Below are 19,731 nucleotides of genomic sequence, written 5' to 3' on the forward strand. Positions count from 1 at the left end.
CCCACGCGCTGCGAACAGAGACCGACAAAACAATTGAAATCGATTATGATTAGCGGCCTATCTATTCAGTGATATTCTCTGCTGGTTACGGACAATTTCAAGGATACTTATGGAACTTAATCCGCGCCGGGTAGCGCTATTGGTGGCGGCTAATACCGCGCTTGCCCCGTTTGCTATCGATGCGTATTTACCAGCTATTGGCATTTTAGCTGAAGATATTAATGCCAGTATTCACCATACTGAACTTTCTATCAGTATGTTTTTGCTTGGTTTTGCTATCGGCCAGCTGTGTTTTGGCCCTGTATCAGATCGCTTTGGCCGTAAGCCTGTGCTGTTAAGCGGGCTGGTCGTGTTTATGTTGGCGAGCCTTGCGATCACCACAGCAGATAGCCTTACTTCTCTGCTGGTCTGGCGGTTTATTCAGGCGTTAGGGGGTGGTGCCTGCGTGGTTAACTCCGCAGCGATCGTGCGTGATTGCTTTAGCGGGCGGGAAGCTGCCAAAGTGATGTCTACCATGGCGATGATCATGATGCTTGCGCCATTGGTGGCGCCTGCCGTAGGTAGTATTCTGCTGCACATTGCTGGGTGGTGGCTGATTTTTGTGTTTTTGGCTGTTTATGCAGGATTTCTTCTTTGGTTGTTGGGTACTCGGTTGCCTGAGACTCGAGACCCAAATCTACCCGCAGCGTCGGCCCGACAAGTGGTGCGTAACTACGCTAGCGTGCTGCGCCACCGCGAAGGTATGGGCTATATTTGTGCTGTGGCTGCCTCCTTCGCTGGACTATTTGCTTTTGTAACTGCATCACCGTTTCTCTACTTGGATTACTTCTCGCTATCACCAAGCGTCTATCCGATTGTATTTGGCGTTAATGTAGTGATGATTGCGATGTCTAACCGTGTCAATATCCATTTGCTTCGTAAAAGAACTCCTCAACAGAACCTGCGTCTGGGACTGGCTATCCAGCTAATTGCAGCGCTAGGGCTAGTGGTTGCCACGGCACTCAATGTGGCATCGCTTTATGTAGTGGTGCCGTTAATCATGGTGTTTACCGGCATGATTGGTTTGATTACCCCCAATGCGATTTCTTCACTATTGGATCACTTTGGACATATTAGTGCGACAGCCACTGCGCTGTTGGGCGGTATCCAGTTTAGCTGTGGGGCGCTTGCAGGAGTGATGGTTGGGCTTTTTCAAGTGGAGCACTTATGGCCAATGGTGCTTACCATGCTAGCAGCCGCGCTGCTGGGTAATATCGGTGTTAGAAAATTAACCAAGGCTCCGGTAGTGGAAAGCCAACAGTGATGCATGATTCAGATGAGTAACCTGCTGCAGTGGGTCGAGATGTCTCTGGACGTGTGGCTAGCCTGTTCAGCAGTGCTGATGCTGGGTGCTTTTGTTCAGCGCGCTACAGGCTTCGGTTTAGCGGTGGTAGGGGCACCATTGTTGTTAATGTTAGAACCACGCTTGGTGCCGGTGATTTTGGTGCTGTTTGGGTTTACTGTTTCTTTAATGATGGTACGCCGCTACTGGCAAGAAGTGCGCATAGGCGAGATTGGTGTTGCCCTGATTGGTCGTTTGCCTGGTAATGCGCTAGGTATCTGGTTGCTGTTGGCTGCACCAATGGTTGTGCTGGAAAAACTGATTGCCGCTATTGTGCTGTTTGCAGTGGCTGTAACGCTTTGCCGCTTTAAACTCCCGGTTAACCGTGTATCGCTTTTTATCGCAGGCGTGCTCTCTGGCATCTTTGGTACTGTCGCGGCGATTGGTGGACCGCCCATTGTGCTATTGATGCATGGTTTTCATCCTGACCGCATGCGTGGCAATCTTGCTGCTTTTTTTATTGTAACGTCGCTCTTAACGCTCGCAACCCTAGCCTTGGCAGGCCTTGTCAGCACTTGGCACTTTAAACTGGCACTTACGTTTTTACCCGCTGTACTGGTAGGGAATGCGTTGGCAGATGTCATCGCGCATCGCCTAGATAAACGTTTGCTACAAGGCGCATCGCTTGCTTTGTGCACATTAGCGGCTCTAGGGCTACTGATTTAACGTTTCCGCACAAAAACTCACACTGTCATATTTCTGCAATCGTTTATGTGCAGACTCTGCGTTGTAAAAGGTCATCAGGCCGACTCTTCCGGAAAGTCAAAACTCGCCGGATTTCAAACCAGAGGGGAATATGACGATGAGCGTATCAAAACAGGCGTTAGGCGTTGCTGTAGTAGCGGCTCTATCAGCGAGTGTTTCCACGTCCGCCATGGCACGTGAAACAGTTCAAATCGCAGGGTCTTCTACGGTGCTTCCATTTGCGAGTATCGTCGCGGAAGAATTCGGTAACACCTTCTCTCAGTTCAATACTCCAGTAGTTGGCTCTGGCGGTTCAGGTGGTGGTTTGCGCCAGTTCTGCCAGGGCGTTGGTGAGAACACTATCGATATCGCCAATTCCTCACGTGCAATCCGCAGTGGCGAAGTTGCCAACTGCAATGAAAATGGCGTGAATGAAATTCTGGAAGTGATGTTTGGATATGACGGCATTGTTTTCGCCTCACGCATTGACCGTGCTGAATTCGAACTGACGCCTGAGCACGTGTTTAAAGCTGCCGCCGCGCAAGTGACTGTTGATGGTGAGTTGGTCGCTAACCCTTATACCCGCTGGTCTGATGTTGATAGTAGCCTGCCTGACCAAGAGATCGTGCTGGTAATTCCTGCCTCGAACCACGGTACTCGCGAAGTCTTTGAAGAGAAAGTAATTCACATTGGTTGTGAAAGCGTTGCTGAAGTTGAAGGAGATGCCTGTAACAACTTGCGTGGTGACGGTCGAATCGTTGAAATTGCTGGTGACTACACTGAAACACTAGCTCGCTTAGATGCTCAAGCAGATGCAATTGGTGTCTTTGGTCTGAGCTTCTACGATCAAAACCGTGATCGTCTACAAGTTGCCACCGTTAATGGCGTAGTCCCCAGCTTAGAAACTATTGGCTCTGGTGAATATCCTGTTTCCCGCCCGCTATTTTTCTATGTGAAAGGCGAACACTTGGATGTGATTCCTGGCCTTGCTGAATACACCGAGTTTTTCCTGAACGATATGATCTCTGGCTTTGGCAGCCCGCTTGAAGATGCTGGTCTGATTCCCATGGATGAAGCAGAGCGCGCCGAGGCGCTTGAGCAATTTCAAGCACGCACTGTTGTAAGCCCTGCCGAATAAGCATGGTGATGCTTACCAGTCTAATTTGGTTTTGAGACTGCTACTGCGCCGGCATCAGAACCTGATGTCGGCGTTTAAATGTAGGTAATCAAAGGCGGAGAGATAATGACGAACCTTGCCTTGATAGCCACACTGCTGATGATCATGGCCCTGGCTTACCATATGGGCTTGACTCGCAGTCGTGCGGTTGCGGCAGAGCACGATGTGCGAATGCACTCGCGCCCCGGCTATTACGGAGCGCTAGTGGCGCTATGGTGTGGTTTGCCTGCACTAGCGCTATTTTTATTGTGGTCTTTTTTGGCACCCCAATTGATTGAGATGCTGGTAACTCATCAGTTACCCGCTGACATGGTCGCTGGAATGAGTGACCGCGAATTAGTGACATTTTTGCGGCGAGTAACGGCGCTAGCGAATGAACGCAGCGTATCAGGCGGTGGAACGTCTGAGGAACTGGCTGCTGCTGCGCATATGGCAAGGCTACAAACATTTGAGAATCTAAGCTTAGTCGCGCTGATGGCTGTTTTCGCTGTGACAGGTTTGGTCGTTGCACGACGTAACATCTCTCCTCAATGGCGCGCACGAAATCAAGTAGAGCGGGTAATTACCATCGCATTGGCGGCAAGCTCAGGTGTCGCCATTTTCACCACGGTGGGTATTGTGCTGTCGATGCTGGGAGAAACGCTCAAGTTTTTCACTTTCATTAGTCCAGCAGAATTTTTCCTTGGCACCACCTGGAATCCTCGTTTTAGTACTTCTGGAACAGATGCCCAAGGTGAGTTCGGGCTACTACCTTTACTTTGGGGCACCATGATGGTCAGCGCTATTGCGCTACTGGTCGCGATTCCTGTTGGGCTGATGACTGCTATCTATATGGCTGAGTATGCGCCGCCGTGGTTGCGTAACGTGGCTAAGCCGATCATAGAAATACTGGCGGGTATTCCGACCATTGTTTACGGTTTCTTTGCCTTGATCGTCATTGGGCCATTTTTATCCAACGTCGGTGATTTGATCGGTATCAATATCCGTACTACCAGTGCGCTAACCGCTGGCCTAGTAATGGGGATTATGATTATTCCGTTTGTCTCCTCACTGTCAGATGACATTATCACCCAGGTACCTAAATCGCTGCGTGATGGTGCATTAGGGTTAGGCGCTACTAAATCGGAAACGATTCGTCAGGTAGTTTTGCCAGCAGCGTTGCCTGGCATAGTTGGGGCCTTCTTGCTTGCGGCAAGCCGTGCTATCGGTGAAACCATGATTGTGGTGCTTGCTGCAGGTAATAACCCAGTACTACATGCCAACCCCTTTGAAGCGGTGTCAACGATTACTGTCACGATCGTTAACCAACTGACGGGCGACATGGATTTTGCCAGTCCGCAATCGTTAGTGGCATTCGCGTTAGGTCTTACGTTGTTCGTGATCACCTTAGGTTTAAATGTCATTGCACTGATTGTAGTGCGTAAATACCGCCAGCAATACGAGTAACGCGACTATGTCTATAACGATTGAACAGCGTCGCCAGCATCGGCTTATGACGATTGAAAAATCGCTGGCGACACGGCACCGTAAAGAAAAACGTTTTCGCCGCTTAGGTTTAATGGCAGTGATGACTGGTATGACCTTAGTTGCCATTTTGTTTGCCAGTATTCTAATGCGTGGAGTACCAGCATTTTGGCAAGCAACTTTTTTTATGGAGCTTTACTTTGACCCAGAGGTTATTCAGCTAGAGGAAAAACCCGAGAGGGCCAGTGGCGAGAGCCCGTCAGACTTCAACCAGCGTCTTTCAGCCTGGCAGACCCAAGCTGGGTTGGTAAATTGGCAGGTTTTGATCGATAGGGCATTGGAAGATAAGCTTAGTGAGGACTTGGAACCGAGCCAGTTGAGAGATCTGCGCGCGTTACTTGCCTCGAATGAGCGTTTTACACTGCGCAATAAGTTTATGGATGACCCATCACTGCTTGGCCAAACTATTGAAGTGAAAATGCTGGCTAGCGCTAATGTGGATGTATGGCTAAAAGGTAACATAGATCGTGATTTAGCCGATGCGCGACAGCAGCTAAGTGCACAAACGCGAGCTTGGGCCGATCAACTTTACGAAGAAGGGATTATTCGTAATGCATTCAGCACCGCACTGTTTTTAAATACGGACTCTCGTAGTTCGCCCGCATCAGCCGGCCTTGCCGGTGCATTCATGGGCTCATTGTTCATGATGATGATTGTTATTGCACTTTCGGTGCCGTTGGGTGTTGCTAGCGCAGTTTATTTAGAGGAGTTTGCTCCTAAGAATCGCCTAACGGATATTATTGAAATTAACATCAATAATTTAGCGGCTGTTCCCTCCATTGTATTCGGCCTGTTAGGGGCATCGATCTTTATTGGTTATCTGGGACTGCCGCTCTCCGCGCCGCTAGTCGGGGGCTTGGTGCTAACATTAATGACCCTGCCTACCATCATCATTGCAACCCGCGCTTCGCTTCGCTCTATCCCGCCCTCAATTCGTCAAGCAGCTTTAGGCATTGGTGCGTCAAAGGTACAAACAGTATTTCACCATGTACTACCCATTGCACTGCCGGGTATTTTGACGGGCTCCATACTGGGTGTTGCCCAGGCGTTAGGCGAAACAGCCCCTCTGTTGTTGATAGGTATGAATGCTTTTGTCGCGAACGTGCCCAGTACGCCGTTTGAGCAATCGGCTGCGCTGCCAGTACAGATTTACCTATGGCAGGGCAACGAGCTGCGTAATTTCTTCGAGGCACGTACATCAGCGGCCATTATTGTGCTGCTAGCGTTAATGCTTAGCTTAAATGCATTAGCAATTTGGTTGCGTAAAAAATTCGAGACGAGGTGGTAAGTGAATACTTCTGCACACCCTAATATACCTTCCTCCATGGTGAGTGTTGGTGGCGGTGAGAGCCGCAAAAGTAAAGCGACAGGCAACGTTAAGATGAGTGCTAAAGATGTCAAAGTCTTTTACGGCAATACTCAAGCAATTAACGGTATTGATATTGATATCTATGAAAACGAAGTATTAGCATTTATCGGTCCTTCGGGTTGCGGTAAATCAACGTTTTTGCGTTGTTTGAACCGTATGAATGACACTATTGATATCTGTAGGGTTGAAGGGAAAATTGTTTTAGATGACCAGGATATCTATGCTCCCGACCGCGATGTAGTGTTATTACGTGCTCAGGTAGGCATTGTGTTCCAGAAGCCTAACCCTTTCCCTAAATCGATTTATGAGAATATTGCCTATGGCCCGCGTCTGCATGGTTTGGCCAAGCGTAAAGCGGAGCTGGATGACGTGGTTGAAAGTAGCTTACGTCGTGCTGGTCTATGGGAGGAAGTGAAGGATCGCTTGGATCAGCCGGGTACGGGCCTTTCTGGTGGGCAACAGCAGCGCTTATGTATTGCCAGAACCATCGCGGTAAGTCCTGATATCATTTTGATGGATGAGCCCTGCTCGGCGCTTGATCCTATTGCAACAGGTAAAGTTGAACAGTTGATAGATGAGCTGAGTGAGAGTTATACCATCGTGATGGTGACGCACAATATGCAACAGGCTGCCCGTGTTGCTGACCGTACGGCATTTTTCCACATGGGTGACTTGGTTGAGGTAGATAGCACTGACACTATATTTACTAATCCGCAAAATCAGCGTACCCACGACTATATCACTGGGCGTTTTGGCTAAGCTGTGAAAATAAATAGCCAGCGCTATCTTTAATAGAGCTTACTTGAAATAGGTTGTTGGTCAGAAATTATTTGTAAGAGATGTTTTGCAATAGTCATTTGGGTAGTAAAGCACTGGAGATAGCAGCTTGTATCTCCGGTGTCTTGAACCCTTTTTTTGACTTTGTGTATATGATTTTTCATATATAAAGAATCCACAGAAGGGTGACAAAGATGACGCTACGTATTGGTATTAACGGGTTTGGTCGTATTGGGCGCTTGACGCTGCGCAGTCTGTGGAAGGAAGTAGCAGCCGATAACGTTGAGCTTGTTCGTATCAATGACCCAGGTGGCGATGTAGTAACCTTTGCCCACTTGCTGGAATTTGATTCGGTGCACGGGCATTGGGCTCCAGGTAAAGGTATTACTGCTTCAGACGATACGATGGTTATTGATGGTAACCCCGTTGCCTTCAGCGCCAACAAAGAAATAGCCGAGAGCGACTGGTCTGATTGTGATGTAGTGGTCGAATGCTCAGGCAAAATGAAAACCACCGAAAAGCTCCAAGCCTATCTTGATCAAGGCGTCAGCCGTGTAGTCGTCAGTGCGCCGGTGAAAGAGCCAAAGGTATTGAACGTAGTAGTGGGGGTAAATGACCATCTGTATGACCCCGCTGAGCACAAGATCGTAACCGCAGCCAGCTGTACCACCAACTGCTTGGCACCTGTGGTCAAAGTCATTCAGGAAACCTTTGGTATTCGCCATGGCTCTATGACCACGGTACACGACATCACCAATACCCAAACGATCCTGGATGCACCGCATAAAGATTTGCGTCGTGCCCGCGCTTGCGGCATGAGCTTGATTCCCACCACGACCGGCTCGGCAAAAGCGATCACGGCGATTTTCCCTGAGCTGGAAGGTAAGTTGAACGGCCACGCGATCCGTGTGCCGCTGGCCAATGCCTCTCTCACCGATATGGTATTTGAGCTTGAGCAGGAAGTGACCATCGAAGAGGTTAATCAAGCGCTAAAAGCAGCGGCTGATGGCCCGCTTGCCGGTATTTTGGGCTATGAAGAGCGTCCGTTGGTATCTATTGATTACCGAACTGATCCGCGCAGCTCCATTATTGATGCACTGTCGACCATGGTGGTAAACGGTACCCAACTAAAACTCTACGCTTGGTATGACAATGAGTGGGGTTATGCCAACCGCACCGCTGAGTTAGCGCTAATGGTTGGGAGTAAGCAGATAGATGGTGGGCAGGTGAGTCGTGGCTGATTCGCCGATGTTGAAAATGCGCGCCCGTGTAAGGGCGCTGCCGTTTGAAGTGCGCCAGTATATGCTGATTACCGGCAACTATTGGGCGTTTACGATAACCGACGGCGCACTGCGCATGCTGGTGGTGATGTACTTCCACCAGTTGGGCTACTCGCCGTTAGCTATCGCCATGCTGTTTCTGTTTTATGAAGCCTTTGGCGTCGTCACTAACCTCGTGGGTGGTTGGCTGGGTGCACGGTTGGGCCTCAATCGAACCATGAACGTTGGTTTAGGTTTGCAGATTGTGGCGCTCGTGATGTTACTGGTGCCCGCTGCTTGGCTGACGGTTGCCTGGGTAATGGCTGCCCAAGCGCTTTCGGGAATTGCCAAAGACCTTAACAAAATGAGTGCTAAAAGCGCCGTTAAAGTTCTGGTGCCCAAAGAGAGCGCCAACGCGAATAGCTCGCTTTACCGCTGGGTGGCTATGCTCACCGGCTCAAAGAACGCATTAAAAGGGTTAGGCTTTTTTGTTGGCGGCCTACTGCTAACACTGATTGGTTTCCGAGCGGCCGTGCTAGTGATGGCTGTGATGTTGGCCGGAGTGTTATTACTATCGCTGTTGCGGCTAAAGGCAGACTTAGGCCGCCAAAAAGTGAAACCCAAGTTCTCTGAAATCTTCTCTAAATCACGGGCGATTAACGTACTCTCAGCAGCGCGTTTTTGCCTATTTGCAGCGCGGGATGTGTGGTTTGTGGTTGCGCTACCGGTATTTTTATATGATCAGCATGGCTGGACCCACTGGACCGTAGGCGGACTGTTGGCAGTGTGGGTTATTGGTTATGGGGGCGTGCAAACCCAAGCGCCGAAGTTAACCAGATTGATTAAAGGCGATGCTCGGGCGCTTACCGCAGGCTGGGCCGCTGCGTTGGCGGTGCTGGCGATCCTATTGGCAATGCTACCGTTAGCCCAGGTGGGCTGGTTAGTGATGGGGCTGCTCGCCTTTGGGGTGCTATTTGCGATTAACTCAAGCTGGCACAGCTACTTGATCGTCCATTATGCTCGTGCCGACGGCGTCTCTATGGATGTCGGTTTCTACTATATGGCCAATGCCATGGGGCGTTTGGTAGGTACGTTGCTGTCGGGCTGGCTGTATATGGCCTATGGGCTGAGTGCTTGCCTATGGATATCGGCGGCCTTAGTGGCAGCCAGTTCTGTGATGGCACTGGCGTTGCCCAGGCAAGTTGCTTAAACGTTAGTTCCTAGCCTGCTGATAACGCTGCACCATCCACATAAAGGCGGCGCAATTTCCACCAGCCTTCAACGTCAATACGCAGCCCTTGAGCAGCCAGATCAGGGGCAATATAGATTGAGATACTATCTTGCATATGGCGCTGATAGTGTTGAGGGGCATCTGGGTATCGCGCTTCGGCTACCGCAACGTTGGTAAGCCCCCCGCAGCAGCTGTGTCGGGGGGAAAGGCGGATAGTGACGATGCCGCCTCGTTGTTTGATGAAGTCTAATGCGTTGTTGCTTATATCAATCACATTGTCCATTGCGCACCCCATTATTATGGTGACGGCATTAGCGCGCTGGATAGTAAACGGTTTCACCATCCTCTTTAGTAAATTGAGGAATGGGTTGTTCTAACAGGCCTAATACTTGTTCTGAGGGCCGACAAAGCCGCGCGCCTCTGTTTGTCACCACAATGGGGCGATTAATCAAGATTGGGTGATCCACCATGGCGTTGATCAGTTGGTCATCATTCAATGAGGGGTCGTCTAAGTTCAGCTCGTCGTAGGGCGTACCTTTACGGCGGAGTAGTTCCCTTGGTGATATGTTCATCAGTGCAAGCAGTGCCACTAACCGTTCACGGCTTGGTGGAGTCTCAAGATAATGAATTACCTCTGGCGTTTCCCCAGAGGCTTTGATTATTGCCAGCGTATTCCGTGAAGTGCCGCAGTTGGGGTTGTGGTAAATGGTGACTGACATGGTGACCTCAAAATAAATTTAGGGGGCTTCACTACTGGGCGCGTTGCGTTGTGAAGGTGCTGTCTGAAAGGCAGGTGATACGTGCGTCGGGTCTACTTGGTGTTTATAGTTAGCAGCGGCTTCTGCCCACCATATTAATTGGCCCAGTGTGCGGCCAAAATAATTTTCCCAGCGCTCCTGTTCCTGAGTAAATTGTCCATCGTCGTTTAATGCTTCCTGAGCTTTGGGTATATGAATCATAGCCGATACTGGCAGGCATCCTAACTCAGATAAAAAGACACGCATGCTAACCGCGGCGCGGGCACCACCCCACTGGCCCATCGAGTACGTCACGATAGCACTGGGTTTAAACGCAAACAGAGATGCGCCAAAGTGATTAAGTAGATGGCTTAGGGCCGGACTCATTGAGTGGTTATATTCAGGGCTCACCATCACATAGCCATCAGCATGCGCGATTTTATCTGCCAGTATCGCTAAGTCATCCGGAGCATTGGTTTTGGCATAGGCAAAATGGGGCTTAAACGGATCGCTTAAATTGAGTGTTAGTGGGTCAATGATCTCCGCTGTGGTATGTGGCAGCGAGGACAGCAGGCGTAGACAGGCTTTTGCTACCCTCTCGCCAAGGCGGGCCGGGGAAGGTGGTGTGCTGGTTCGGGTTGAACCCAAAAATACCAAATAGTGTGCCATAGCGTGTACACCTGATTAATGGGCTTCTGTCGGAAAGTGGTGCCGAGTTTTATTGGCTATTCTCACAAGTGCGAGCATTAGTGGTACTTCTACTAACACACCAACTACCGTAGCCAGCGCCGCCCCCGATTGTAAGCCAAATAGCGCAATAGCTGCTGCTACCGCCAGTTCAAAAAAGTTGCTGGCGCCGATCATTGCTCCGGGGGCTGCGATGTTATGTGGTACGCGCCATGCTTTTGCCCACCCATAAGCGATAAAAAAAATCAGAAAAGTTTGAATAATCAGCGGAATAGCGATTAAAACGATATGCAGCGGGTTATTCAGGATCACTTCGCCTTGGAAGGCGAATAGAAGCACCAGCGTAATAATTAGCCCGATGGGCGTGATAGGGCCAACACGCTTCATGAATACAGAGTCATACCACTGTGCGCCGCGCTTGGCGATTAGTATTTTACGAGTGAAGTAGCCAGCTGCGAGTGGAATGACGATATACAGCACCACGGACAAAATCACCGTATCCCAAGGGACCTGGATATTTGAAATGCCGAGCAAAAAAACCACCAGAGGCGCAAACGCAAACAGCATGATTAAATCATTAAGCGCTACTTGGACCAGTGTATAAGCCGCATCACCACGGGTGAGGTAACTCCATACGAAGACCATAGCGGTGCAGGGGGCGGCACCTAGCAGGATCGCCCCCGCTAAGTACTGGCTGGCGAGTTCTTCAGGTATAAAGGGGCGAAAAATCACCATGAAAAAAAGCCAGGCAAGCGCGAACATAGTGAACGGTTTAATCAGCCAGTTGACCGTGGTGGTAATGGTTAAGCCTTTTGGCTGACGACGTACACCGGCAATGGCACTGAAATCAATCTGCGCCATCATGGGGAAGATCATCGCCCAGATTAATACGGCAATCGGAAGGGATACCTGGGCATACTCAAATCTTGATAGCGTATCTGGTACCGCTGGGGCAAATTGCCCAAGCGCAATACCTGCGACAATAGCAATCGCGACCCATACCGAAAGGTAACGTTCAAAAAGACCCATGTCGGCGCTGGTGGGGGATGACGTATTTTGGGTTGTCATACAACCGCTCCTGATTAGATGGCGCGTTGATTAACGCGCTTGGAAACTTCTTCAGCGCTCTCTTTGCGTTCTGAGTAACGGTCCGTAAGTATGTCGCTGCGGTCACGTACCAGCAGAGTGAACTTCACCAGTTCTTCCATCACATCGACGATACGGTCATAAAACGGCGAGGGCTTCATGCGGTTGCTGTCATCAAACTCTATGAACGCTTTAGGCACCGAGGACTGGTTCGGGATCGTCACCATGCGCATCCAGCGGCCTAAAATACGTAGTTGGTTAACTGTATTAAACGATTGGGAGCCGCCGCACACCTGCATGACGGCAAGCGTTTTCCCTTGGGTGGGGCGTACACCACCCAGCGCAAGTGGGATCCAATCAATCTGTGCTTTCATAATGCCAGTCATCGCCCCGTGACGCTCAGGGGAGCACCACACCATGCCATCGGACCACTGAGCAAGCGTGCGCAGCTCGTCCACTTTTGGGTGGCTGGCATCTTCAGCATCAGGCAAAGGTAAACCGCGTGGATCAAAAATTCTTGTTTCTGCGCCCATGGCATTTAGCAAACGCGCCGCCTCTTCAACGGCTAAGCGGCTGAATGAACGCTCGCGTAATGAGCCGTATAACAGCAATATTTTGGGCGCGTGCTCAGCGTCGTGCAGGATGCCGAGTTGCTTGCTACTAGGGATTTCAAAAAGCTCGGTATCTATATTGGGAAGATCATTGGAAAAGGGCATTAAGGCTACCTGTGTCAAGCTGTCTTAAGTTAATAATCCAATGATATATGTTTTTTCATATATTAACAGCTGTCAGCGTCATTTGCTCAAGTGCCATTGATGGCAAGAGCATGGAGTGATCAGTTCAACGGGGGGCGCCCAGGCTCAGAGAAAGTGCCTGGGCGCAGTTAGAGGTTTAACTATATATAGTCTAGTCTCGCTTAATCGATGAGCTCTACCGCCACCGCTGTCGCTTCACCGCCGCCGATACACAAGCTAGCAATGCCGCGTTTGCCGCCTTTCGTGCGCAGTGCATGAATAAGCGTAGCAATAATACGTGAGCCGGTTGAGCCAATTGGGTGGCCTTGGGCGCAAGCGCCGCCAAACACATTGACTTTATCGTGGGGTAGGCCAAGGTCATCCATGGCTATTAGCGTTACGACGGCAAAGGCTTCGTTAATCTCTAAGAGATCAACATCGTTGACGCTCCAGCCCAACTTCTTCATCAGCTTTTCAATGGCGCCTACAGGTGCAATCGTGAATTCACTTGGGTGGCGTGAATGGGTAGTATGCCCGAGCATTTTCGCCAGCGGTTTCACACCGTGACGTTTAGCGGCCTCGTGGCTGGCCAAGATCAGCGCTGATGCGCCGTCGGAAATGGAGCTGGCGTTGGCGGCGGTAATGGTGCCGTCTTTGGCGAAGGCTGGACGTAACTGGCGGATTTTACCCAGTTTGGCCTGAAAGGGCTGTTCGTCGTGCTCCACCAACGTTTCGCCTTGGCGGGTGGTCACTGTTACCGGTGCCATTTCAGCCGCTAAGTGACCATTATTGGTGGCGTCCATGGCGCGCTCAAGAGACGCAATGGCAAAGTCGTCCAGACGCTCGCGAGTATAGCCGCGTTCCGACGCGACATCCTGGGCGAAAACGCCCATTAATTTACCGGTTTCTGCATCTTCTAAGCCGTCAAGAAACATGTGGTCTTTCAGTTCGCCATGACCTAAACGATAGCCACCGCGAGCTTTGGTAAGCACGTGGGGGGCGTTAGACATGGACTCCATACCACCCGCGAGCATGACCTCGGCTGTTCCCGCTTTGATCAAATCGTGGGCTAGCATCGTGGCTTTCATGCCGGAACCGCACAGTTTGTTAATGGTGGTCGCGCCATTGGCATCGGGAATGCCAGCCTGACGCATGGCTTGGCGTGCTGGCCCCTGTTTTACACCCGCGGGGAGTACACAGCCTATAATGCCTTCTTCAACTACCTCTGGCTCTATGCCAGCCCGCTCAATGGCTGCCCGGATCGCAACTGCAGCCAGCTCGGGGGCTGTCATGCTGGAAAGGCTGCCCATCATGCCGCCCATTGGTGTGCGTGCGGCGGATAAAAATACAACGTCAGTAGCGTTACTCATTGTGTGTCTCCTGGTGCATTTATTGTGATTATCTTGCCTGTAATTATCTAACTAAGTGGCGAGTGATGCGTTGACCCACTAACCGAGCTGTGGTCTTCTCCTCTATAACCAAGCAAGCGCTAGTGTGAGTGACATGAATGTAATGAATGCATCTCCCCGCCGCAAGGAATTGACGCGCCTAGCAGCTCAGCTATTCGTCCAAGAAGGCTTTGATCGCACGACGGTACGTATGCTGGCACAAGAAATGGGTATTAAGTCTGGCAGCTTATTTCATCACTTCAAGGATAAGCAGGAAATCCTGGCAGCAGTGATAGAGGAGGGCACACAAAATGCGTTAAGCATTGCAAAGGCTGCACTTAACACGTGTGATGCTGACCCTGAGTCGCGGCTGCATGCGATGGCTAGGGCGCATCTAGAGACACTGTTCGCTGACCGTAATGCCCATGTAGTGGCCTTATTCGAGTGGCGACGATTAGATCCTGCTGCTCGTGCACACTTGGGTCATCTTCGTGATGCCTATGAAGCTTTATGGGTAACTGTCATTAATGAGGCGTTAGCGGCAGGGATTATTCATGGAGATCGTTTCTTAGTCTCAAAATTTATTTTAGGGGCACTGAACTGGACTGTACGCTGGTATGACCCTACTGGCCAACGCACGCCTGATGACCTTGCCGATGAGCTTGTGGCGATGATTATGTCCCGTTAGGCATTGCCTATGCTTGTTGTCTCGACCAACGTCTAATCTTTTTATTACGCTGATTGCTTGCGCTCTCCCGCAAATGCTTTTAGCGTTGTTTTACTTACTAGGCTTCCGTTAACGTAAACGGATAATAATAACGGTTTACGACAGAAGCTCTGCTTTGCCTGCTTGCCTACGACTGCTCATCACCAACAACATAAGAGAGCCATCATGACAGCGACACCAGCCTCACCACCTAAGTATTCGGCATTTTTAGAAAATTTTTCTGTGGGCCAGATGGTTGCCAGACTGGATGATCATCAAGATGGTCAACTTAATGCGTTCGAAGCCTGCTGTGGACGGCATGTGCGTGCAGGGCGGGGAGAAGTGCTGGCGCTAGTTCATGAAGACACCCACGGCCAAGTACATACACTGTCCTATGCAGAGCTTGATGAGCGAAGCGGCAAGCTAGCTGGTTGGTTTAAGGCGCAAGGACTTGGGCCTGGGGATCGCATTGCCTGTATGCTGCCGCGCTCAGCGGCACTGCTAATTGCTGTCCTGGCCACGTGGAGGATAGGTGCGGTTTACCAGCCACTATTCACCGCCTTTGGCCCTGATGCAGTGGATTATCGCCTGGGGCGTGCGGATACCAAGCTGGTTATCACCGACCACGCGAACCGTTACAAGTTTGACGGCTTAAGCCAATGTCCTCCTGTGCTAGCGCTAGGTGGGGCTACCAGCGAGCACCCGAATGATCATGACTGGGGTGCTGCGTTGACGCAAACGTCAATGAGCGACAAGCCTCCCCGCCTCAATCCCGACCAACCATTTCTACAAATGTTCACCTCTGGCACGGTTGGTAAGCCAAAAGGGGTTGCAGTGCCACTTGCTGGAATGACGGCGTTCGCACTGTACATGGAGCTTGCTGTTGATCTTCGAGAAGACGACCGTTTCTGGAATATGGCTGATCCCGGCTGGGCATATGGACTTTATTACGCCATTGCTGGTCCTCTGCTGTTAGGTGTTACTACGCATTTTTGTGAGGCTGGTTTTAGCGCTGAGGGAGCGCTGGCATTTATGAAGCGTCACCATATAACCAACTTCGCTGCTGCACCTACGGCTTACCGTTTAATGAAAGCGTCAGGACTGTTCGATGACGCTCATCAAACACTGGAGTTGCGAGCGGCCAGCTCGGCGGGGGAGCCGCTTAATACCGAAGTAGTGACGTGGGTTGAGAAATCACTAGGCTGTCCGGTGATGGATCACTATGGCCAAACAGAAACTGGTATGACGTGCAATAACCACCACTCTCTTGACCACCCTAAGCATGTGGGGGCTATGGGGGTGCCTATGCCAGGCTATCGGCTGGTCATTCTGGACGCTGAGTATAACGAGCTTCCTTCTGGGGAGCCTGGAGTGTTGGCAGTTGATATTGCCAACTCGCCCGCGCATTTTTTCCAAGGTTACACCTGGCAGGAAAAAGATCCTTTTGTAAAAGGCTATTACCTGACAGGAGATGTAGTGATTCGCAACCAAGATGGTTCGTTCCAGTTCGCGGGAAGAGATGACGACATCATTACGACGGCCGGCTATCGAGTAGGTCCTACCGACGTGGAAAATAGTGTTATGACGCACCCCGCAGTAGCTGAATCAGCAGCGGTGGGCCAGCCAGATGAGATCCGTGGTGAAGTGATTAAATCGTTTATTGTGCTACGTGATGGATATGAAGCAAGTGACTCTCTTGCCGAGGAGATTCGTCAGCAGGTTCGTGAGCGGCTATCCACGCATGCTTTTCCCCGGGTGATTGAGTTTGTCGATGAGTTGCCAAAGACGCCTAGCGGTAAAATTCAGCGCTTTAAACTGCGTGCCCAGGCTGCGGAACAAGTGCAGGCCGATAAATAATTAGAAGGAAAATAAGTAATGCAGGTAAAGGATCGTACATTTTTAATTACGGGGGCTGCCTCAGGTCTTGGATCAGCAACTGCGGAGCGGTTGGTGGCGGCTGGGGCAAGCGTGGTGCTTTGCGATTTGAACGATAGCGTTAATGCGCATGCCGAGCGACTAGGCAAGTGTGCGAAGGCTTGTATGGCTGATATTACTTCTGCTGAACAAATGCAAAGAGCAGTAGATGAGGCGGTGGCGTTTGGGGGCGAAAGCGGGCTCTCGGGTGTTGTTCACTGTGCGGGAGTGGTCAGTGTGGCAAAGCTTGTTGACCGTGACGGCAATGCTGCTGATTTAGAAGGTTATGCGCGAACCATCAAGATCAATTTGGTGGGCACATTTAATGTCATGCGATTGGCAGCCGCCGCTATGACCAGAAATACACCAAATGAGAGTGGTGAGCGTGGCGTTATTATCAATACCGCCTCGGTTGCTGCATTCGATGGTCAAATTGGTCAGTGTGCGTACAGTGCCTCTAAAGCAGGTGTTGTGGGGATGAGTTTACCTGCTGCAAGAGAGCTTTCGCGTCACGCTATCCGGGTGATGGCAATTGCACCAGGCGTTTTTGAAACGCCAATGATGAGCGAAATCCCTGATGAAGCTGCAAAAGCGCTAGCTGCGGCGGTGCCCTTTCCCAAGCGGTTGGGTAAGCCTGATGAGTTTGCACAGCTTGCCGAGCAGATCATTACCAACCCTATGCTAAACGGAGAAGTCATTCGTTTAGACGGTGGTATTCGTATGCAGTAGTCATCAAGTTAGGGGGGGGTGTTTAATGGCCTGCCAGTGTCTCGCTGGCAGGTTTTTTTATTTGATAAATTAAAACTTTACTGGTGGGAGACCAAAGTAGTAGTCGATTGACGCGTTAAATTCAAACGACCGCTTGACTGTCGGGTGTGTGCGCGCTAACTTTCAAACATGTGTTTGAAAGCTGTTTTTGAAGCTCAATCCTTGTGAGCCTCATAGCTGCTTTCAGCCCCTTGTTTAGGAGAAGTGATATGCCCAGCTATCAAGCCCCTCTGCGTGATATACGTTTCGTGATGGACGAAATGTTTGATTATCCCAGCCACTATGCGGCGCTTCCGAATGGTGATGATGCATCGCCTGATGTTGTAAATGCCATTTTAGAAGAGGGTGCACGCTTTGCCCGTGAGGTGTTGCTACCGCTTAACCAAAGCGGCGATGAAGAGGGGTGCCAGCTTGAAGGTGGCGAAGTAAAAGCGCCGAAGGGTTTCAAAGAGGCTTATCAGCAGTATGTAGAAGGTGGTTGGCCAAGCTTAGCTGCAGACCCTGAACAGGGTGGTCAAGGTTTGCCGCACTCGTTAGCGATGATGCTTTCTGAAATGATTTGTGCCACCAATCTGGCGTGGGGCATGTACCCAGGTCTCTCCCATGGTGCCGCTGATGCGCTCAGGCACCACGGAACAGATGAGCAAAAGGCGACGTATCTAACCAAGCTGGTAGAGGGTGTTTGGACAGGCACTATGTGCCTTACCGAGCCACACTGTGGCACTGACTTGGGGTTAATTAAAACCCGTGCGGTGCCTGCGGAAGGTGATGCCTATGCAATTACCGGTACTAAGATCTTTATTTCTGCTGGCGACCACAATTTAGCAGAAAACATTGTGCATCTTGTTTTGGCGAAGTTGCCTGATGCGCCTGAAGGATCGAAAGGCATTTCTCTATTTGTTGTCCCTAAGTTCATGCCGGATGCAGAAGGTAATCCTGGTGAGCGTAACGGCGTCAGCTGTGGCTCCCTTGAGCACAAGATGGGCATTCATGGTAACGCTACCTGTGTAATGAACTTTGATGGTGCGCTTGGCTATTTAGTAGGGCCGCCCAATAAAGGGTTGGCATGCATGTTCACCATGATGAATGCCGCTCGCCTTGGAGTAGGGATCCAGGGGCTTGGTCTAATGGAGGCCAGTTTCCAGAACTCGTTGAGCTATGCTCGCGACCGCCTGCAAATGCGTGCCCTCTCTGGTGCTCAAGCGCCTGACAAAGCCGCGGATCCCATTATTGTGCACCCTGATGTGCGTCGCATGCTGCTTACCCAGAAGGCCTTCGCTGAAGGTGGGCGTATGCTGGTGCTTTACACCGCGCAAATGCTGGATATTGTTGAGCACGGCAAGCCTGGTGAGGAGCGAGAGAGAGCTGAAACGTTGCTGGGATTATTGACGCCAATCGTCAAGGCGTTCCTTACTGAAGTTGGTTTTGAGTGTACCAACGAAGGTGTACAGATATATGGCGGCCACGGCTTCATTAAAGAGTGGGGGATGGAGCAGCTGGTGCGAGATGCTCGGATTACCCGTCTCTATGAAGGTACTACTGGTATTCAAGCGTTAGACCTGCTGGGTCGTAAGGTACTGATGAGCCAGGGTGAGTCGTTAAAGGTATTCACCAAAGAGATTCACAAGTTCTGTAAAGCAGAGTCTGACAACCCAGCCCTCAAGGAGTTTGTTGAGCCGCTGGCTAAGTTGAACGCGGAGTGGGGCGAGCTGACCATGGGCGTGGGTATGAAGGCAATGCAAAATCGTGAAGAAGTAGGTGCGGCGAGTGTTGATTACCTTATGTACTCTGGTTATGTCACCTTGGCTTACTTATTTGCCTTAGCAGCCAAGCAGGCATCTGGTTCTCTTGATAGTGAAGACAAGGCGTTTTACGCGGCTAAGCTAAATACTGCGCAGTTCTACTATCAACGGCTGCTGCCGCGTACTAAAGCGCATGCGCAAATGATTCAAGCGGGTGCAGATAGCCTAATGACTATTTCTAGTGATGATTTTGGCTTAGGTTTTGAGATTTAGAGGTTTTGAAATCTAGAGGTTTTGAGATCTGACATAACGTTTTGGCCGATGCTTTATGCGCTGCTGTGAACAGGTAGCCAATATGCAACGGTAACCGAGCACTCTCTGGTCAGGCGTTCTGATCGGTGGTTTGCGGCAGCGTTGTTCTATGAACAATGTCTGCCGCTTTTTTATTTCCAGCTATTTCTAAAAAGGCCTTGCCAAAGCGGCAGCGAATCCGTAAAGTACGCATCCGCTGCCGGGGACGCCAAGCGTTACCAGCGGTGAATAAGGTGTAAAAACCTTGGTTTGTCA

At 50.5% G+C, this 19,731-nt stretch carries 19 protein-coding genes; 12 read left to right on the forward strand and 7 right to left on the reverse strand.

Going from position 1 to position 19,731, the window contains the following annotated elements; translation table 11 throughout:
* Positions 1-109: 109 nt before the first annotated feature.
* The 8 genes from CPA45_RS21205 to arsJ all read left to right on the forward strand — a co-directional run bounded on the left by CPA45_RS21205 (position 110) and on the right by arsJ (position 9,381).
* Positions 110-1,303, forward strand: a complete 1,194-nt coding sequence (locus tag CPA45_RS21205) for a Bcr/CflA family multidrug efflux MFS transporter (protein WP_096655076.1) — start codon at positions 110-112, stop codon at positions 1,301-1,303.
* 12 nt (positions 1,304-1,315) lie between these two features.
* Complete coding sequence (locus CPA45_RS21210) at positions 1,316-2,047, forward strand: sulfite exporter TauE/SafE family protein (protein WP_096655106.1); 732 nt, start codon at positions 1,316-1,318, stop codon at positions 2,045-2,047.
* Between the two features lie 136 nt (positions 2,048-2,183).
* Positions 2,184-3,203 (forward strand): substrate-binding domain-containing protein, encoded by a 1,020-nt coding sequence (locus CPA45_RS21215; RefSeq protein ID WP_096655078.1) that lies wholly within the window; start codon positions 2,184-2,186, stop codon positions 3,201-3,203.
* Between the two features lie 105 nt (positions 3,204-3,308).
* Positions 3,309-4,688, forward strand: coding sequence for a phosphate ABC transporter permease subunit PstC (pstC, locus tag CPA45_RS21220; protein ID WP_096655080.1), 1,380 nt, complete (start codon positions 3,309-3,311; stop codon positions 4,686-4,688).
* A gap of 7 nt (positions 4,689-4,695) precedes the next feature.
* The gene (pstA, locus tag CPA45_RS21225; RefSeq protein ID WP_096655082.1) at positions 4,696-6,054 is read left to right on the forward strand and encodes a phosphate ABC transporter permease PstA; all 1,359 of its coding nucleotides are present in this window, start codon (positions 4,696-4,698) and stop codon (positions 6,052-6,054) included.
* A 36-nt stretch (positions 6,055-6,090) separates the two neighbouring features.
* Positions 6,091-6,894 carry a phosphate ABC transporter ATP-binding protein PstB gene (gene pstB / locus CPA45_RS21230; RefSeq protein ID WP_096655084.1) on the forward strand — a complete coding sequence of 268 codons (804 nt, stop codon included), beginning with the start codon at positions 6,091-6,093 and terminating at the stop codon, positions 6,892-6,894.
* A 212-nt stretch (positions 6,895-7,106) separates the two neighbouring features.
* Complete coding sequence (locus CPA45_RS21235; RefSeq protein WP_096655086.1) at positions 7,107-8,153, forward strand: ArsJ-associated glyceraldehyde-3-phosphate dehydrogenase; 1,047 nt, start codon at positions 7,107-7,109, stop codon at positions 8,151-8,153.
* Between the two features lie 16 nt (positions 8,154-8,169).
* A complete protein-coding gene (gene arsJ / locus CPA45_RS21240; protein WP_096655108.1) occupies positions 8,170-9,381 on the forward strand; it encodes an organoarsenical effux MFS transporter ArsJ in 1,212 nt (403 codons plus the stop codon).
* Positions 9,382-9,391: 10 nt separating this feature from the next.
* Here arsJ and CPA45_RS21245 read toward each other — a convergent pair whose 3' ends face one another.
* From CPA45_RS21245 to CPA45_RS21270, 6 genes are all read right to left on the reverse strand, one after another.
* Positions 9,392-9,685 (reverse strand): CC/Se motif family (seleno)protein, encoded by a 294-nt coding sequence (locus CPA45_RS21245; protein ID WP_096655088.1) that lies wholly within the window; start codon positions 9,683-9,685, stop codon positions 9,392-9,394.
* Positions 9,686-9,713: 28 nt separating this feature from the next.
* Positions 9,714-10,121: an arsenate reductase (glutaredoxin) gene (arsC, locus tag CPA45_RS21250; protein WP_096655090.1), complete on the reverse strand. Its 408-nt coding sequence runs from the start codon at positions 10,119-10,121 to the stop codon at positions 9,714-9,716.
* A gap of 18 nt (positions 10,122-10,139) precedes the next feature.
* The gene (locus CPA45_RS21255) at positions 10,140-10,808 is read right to left on the reverse strand and encodes an NADPH-dependent FMN reductase (RefSeq protein ID WP_096655092.1); all 669 of its coding nucleotides are present in this window, start codon (positions 10,806-10,808) and stop codon (positions 10,140-10,142) included.
* Positions 10,809-10,823: 15 nt separating this feature from the next.
* On the reverse strand, positions 10,824-11,894 hold the full coding sequence (arsB, locus tag CPA45_RS21260; RefSeq protein ID WP_096655094.1) for an ACR3 family arsenite efflux transporter: 1,071 nt from the start codon (positions 11,892-11,894) through the stop codon (positions 10,824-10,826).
* Positions 11,895-11,908: 14 nt separating this feature from the next.
* Positions 11,909-12,628 carry an arsenical resistance protein ArsH gene (arsH, locus tag CPA45_RS21265; protein WP_096655096.1) on the reverse strand — a complete coding sequence of 240 codons (720 nt, stop codon included), beginning with the start codon at positions 12,626-12,628 and terminating at the stop codon, positions 11,909-11,911.
* Between the two features lie 200 nt (positions 12,629-12,828).
* Positions 12,829-14,016, reverse strand: a complete 1,188-nt coding sequence (locus tag CPA45_RS21270) for an acetyl-CoA C-acyltransferase (RefSeq protein ID WP_096655098.1) — start codon at positions 14,014-14,016, stop codon at positions 12,829-12,831.
* Between the two features lie 142 nt (positions 14,017-14,158).
* On the opposite strand from CPA45_RS21270, the gene CPA45_RS21275 reads away from it, so the two are divergent.
* The 4 genes from CPA45_RS21275 (at position 14,159) to CPA45_RS21290 (ending at position 19,437) form a co-directional block, all read left to right on the forward strand.
* Complete coding sequence (locus tag CPA45_RS21275; RefSeq protein ID WP_096655110.1) at positions 14,159-14,722, forward strand: TetR/AcrR family transcriptional regulator; 564 nt, start codon at positions 14,159-14,161, stop codon at positions 14,720-14,722.
* Between the two features lie 204 nt (positions 14,723-14,926).
* A complete protein-coding gene (locus CPA45_RS21280) occupies positions 14,927-16,597 on the forward strand; it encodes an AMP-binding protein (protein WP_096655100.1) in 1,671 nt (556 codons plus the stop codon).
* Between the two features lie 18 nt (positions 16,598-16,615).
* Entirely contained in the window at positions 16,616-17,383 is a 768-nt protein-coding gene (locus tag CPA45_RS21285) for an SDR family NAD(P)-dependent oxidoreductase (RefSeq protein WP_096655102.1), read from the forward strand.
* A 248-nt stretch (positions 17,384-17,631) separates the two neighbouring features.
* The gene (locus tag CPA45_RS21290) at positions 17,632-19,437 is read left to right on the forward strand and encodes an acyl-CoA dehydrogenase C-terminal domain-containing protein (RefSeq protein WP_096655104.1); all 1,806 of its coding nucleotides are present in this window, start codon (positions 17,632-17,634) and stop codon (positions 19,435-19,437) included.
* A 109-nt stretch (positions 19,438-19,546) separates the two neighbouring features.
* On the opposite strand, the gene CPA45_RS23035 is transcribed toward CPA45_RS21290, so the two are convergent.
* On the reverse strand, positions 19,547-19,731 hold a 185-nt coding region (locus CPA45_RS23035), incomplete at its 5' end, for a hypothetical protein (RefSeq protein WP_208858571.1).

It is taken from the genome of Vreelandella nigrificans (genome assembly GCF_002374315.1).
GTDB lineage: Bacteria > Pseudomonadota > Gammaproteobacteria > Pseudomonadales > Halomonadaceae > Vreelandella > Vreelandella nigrificans.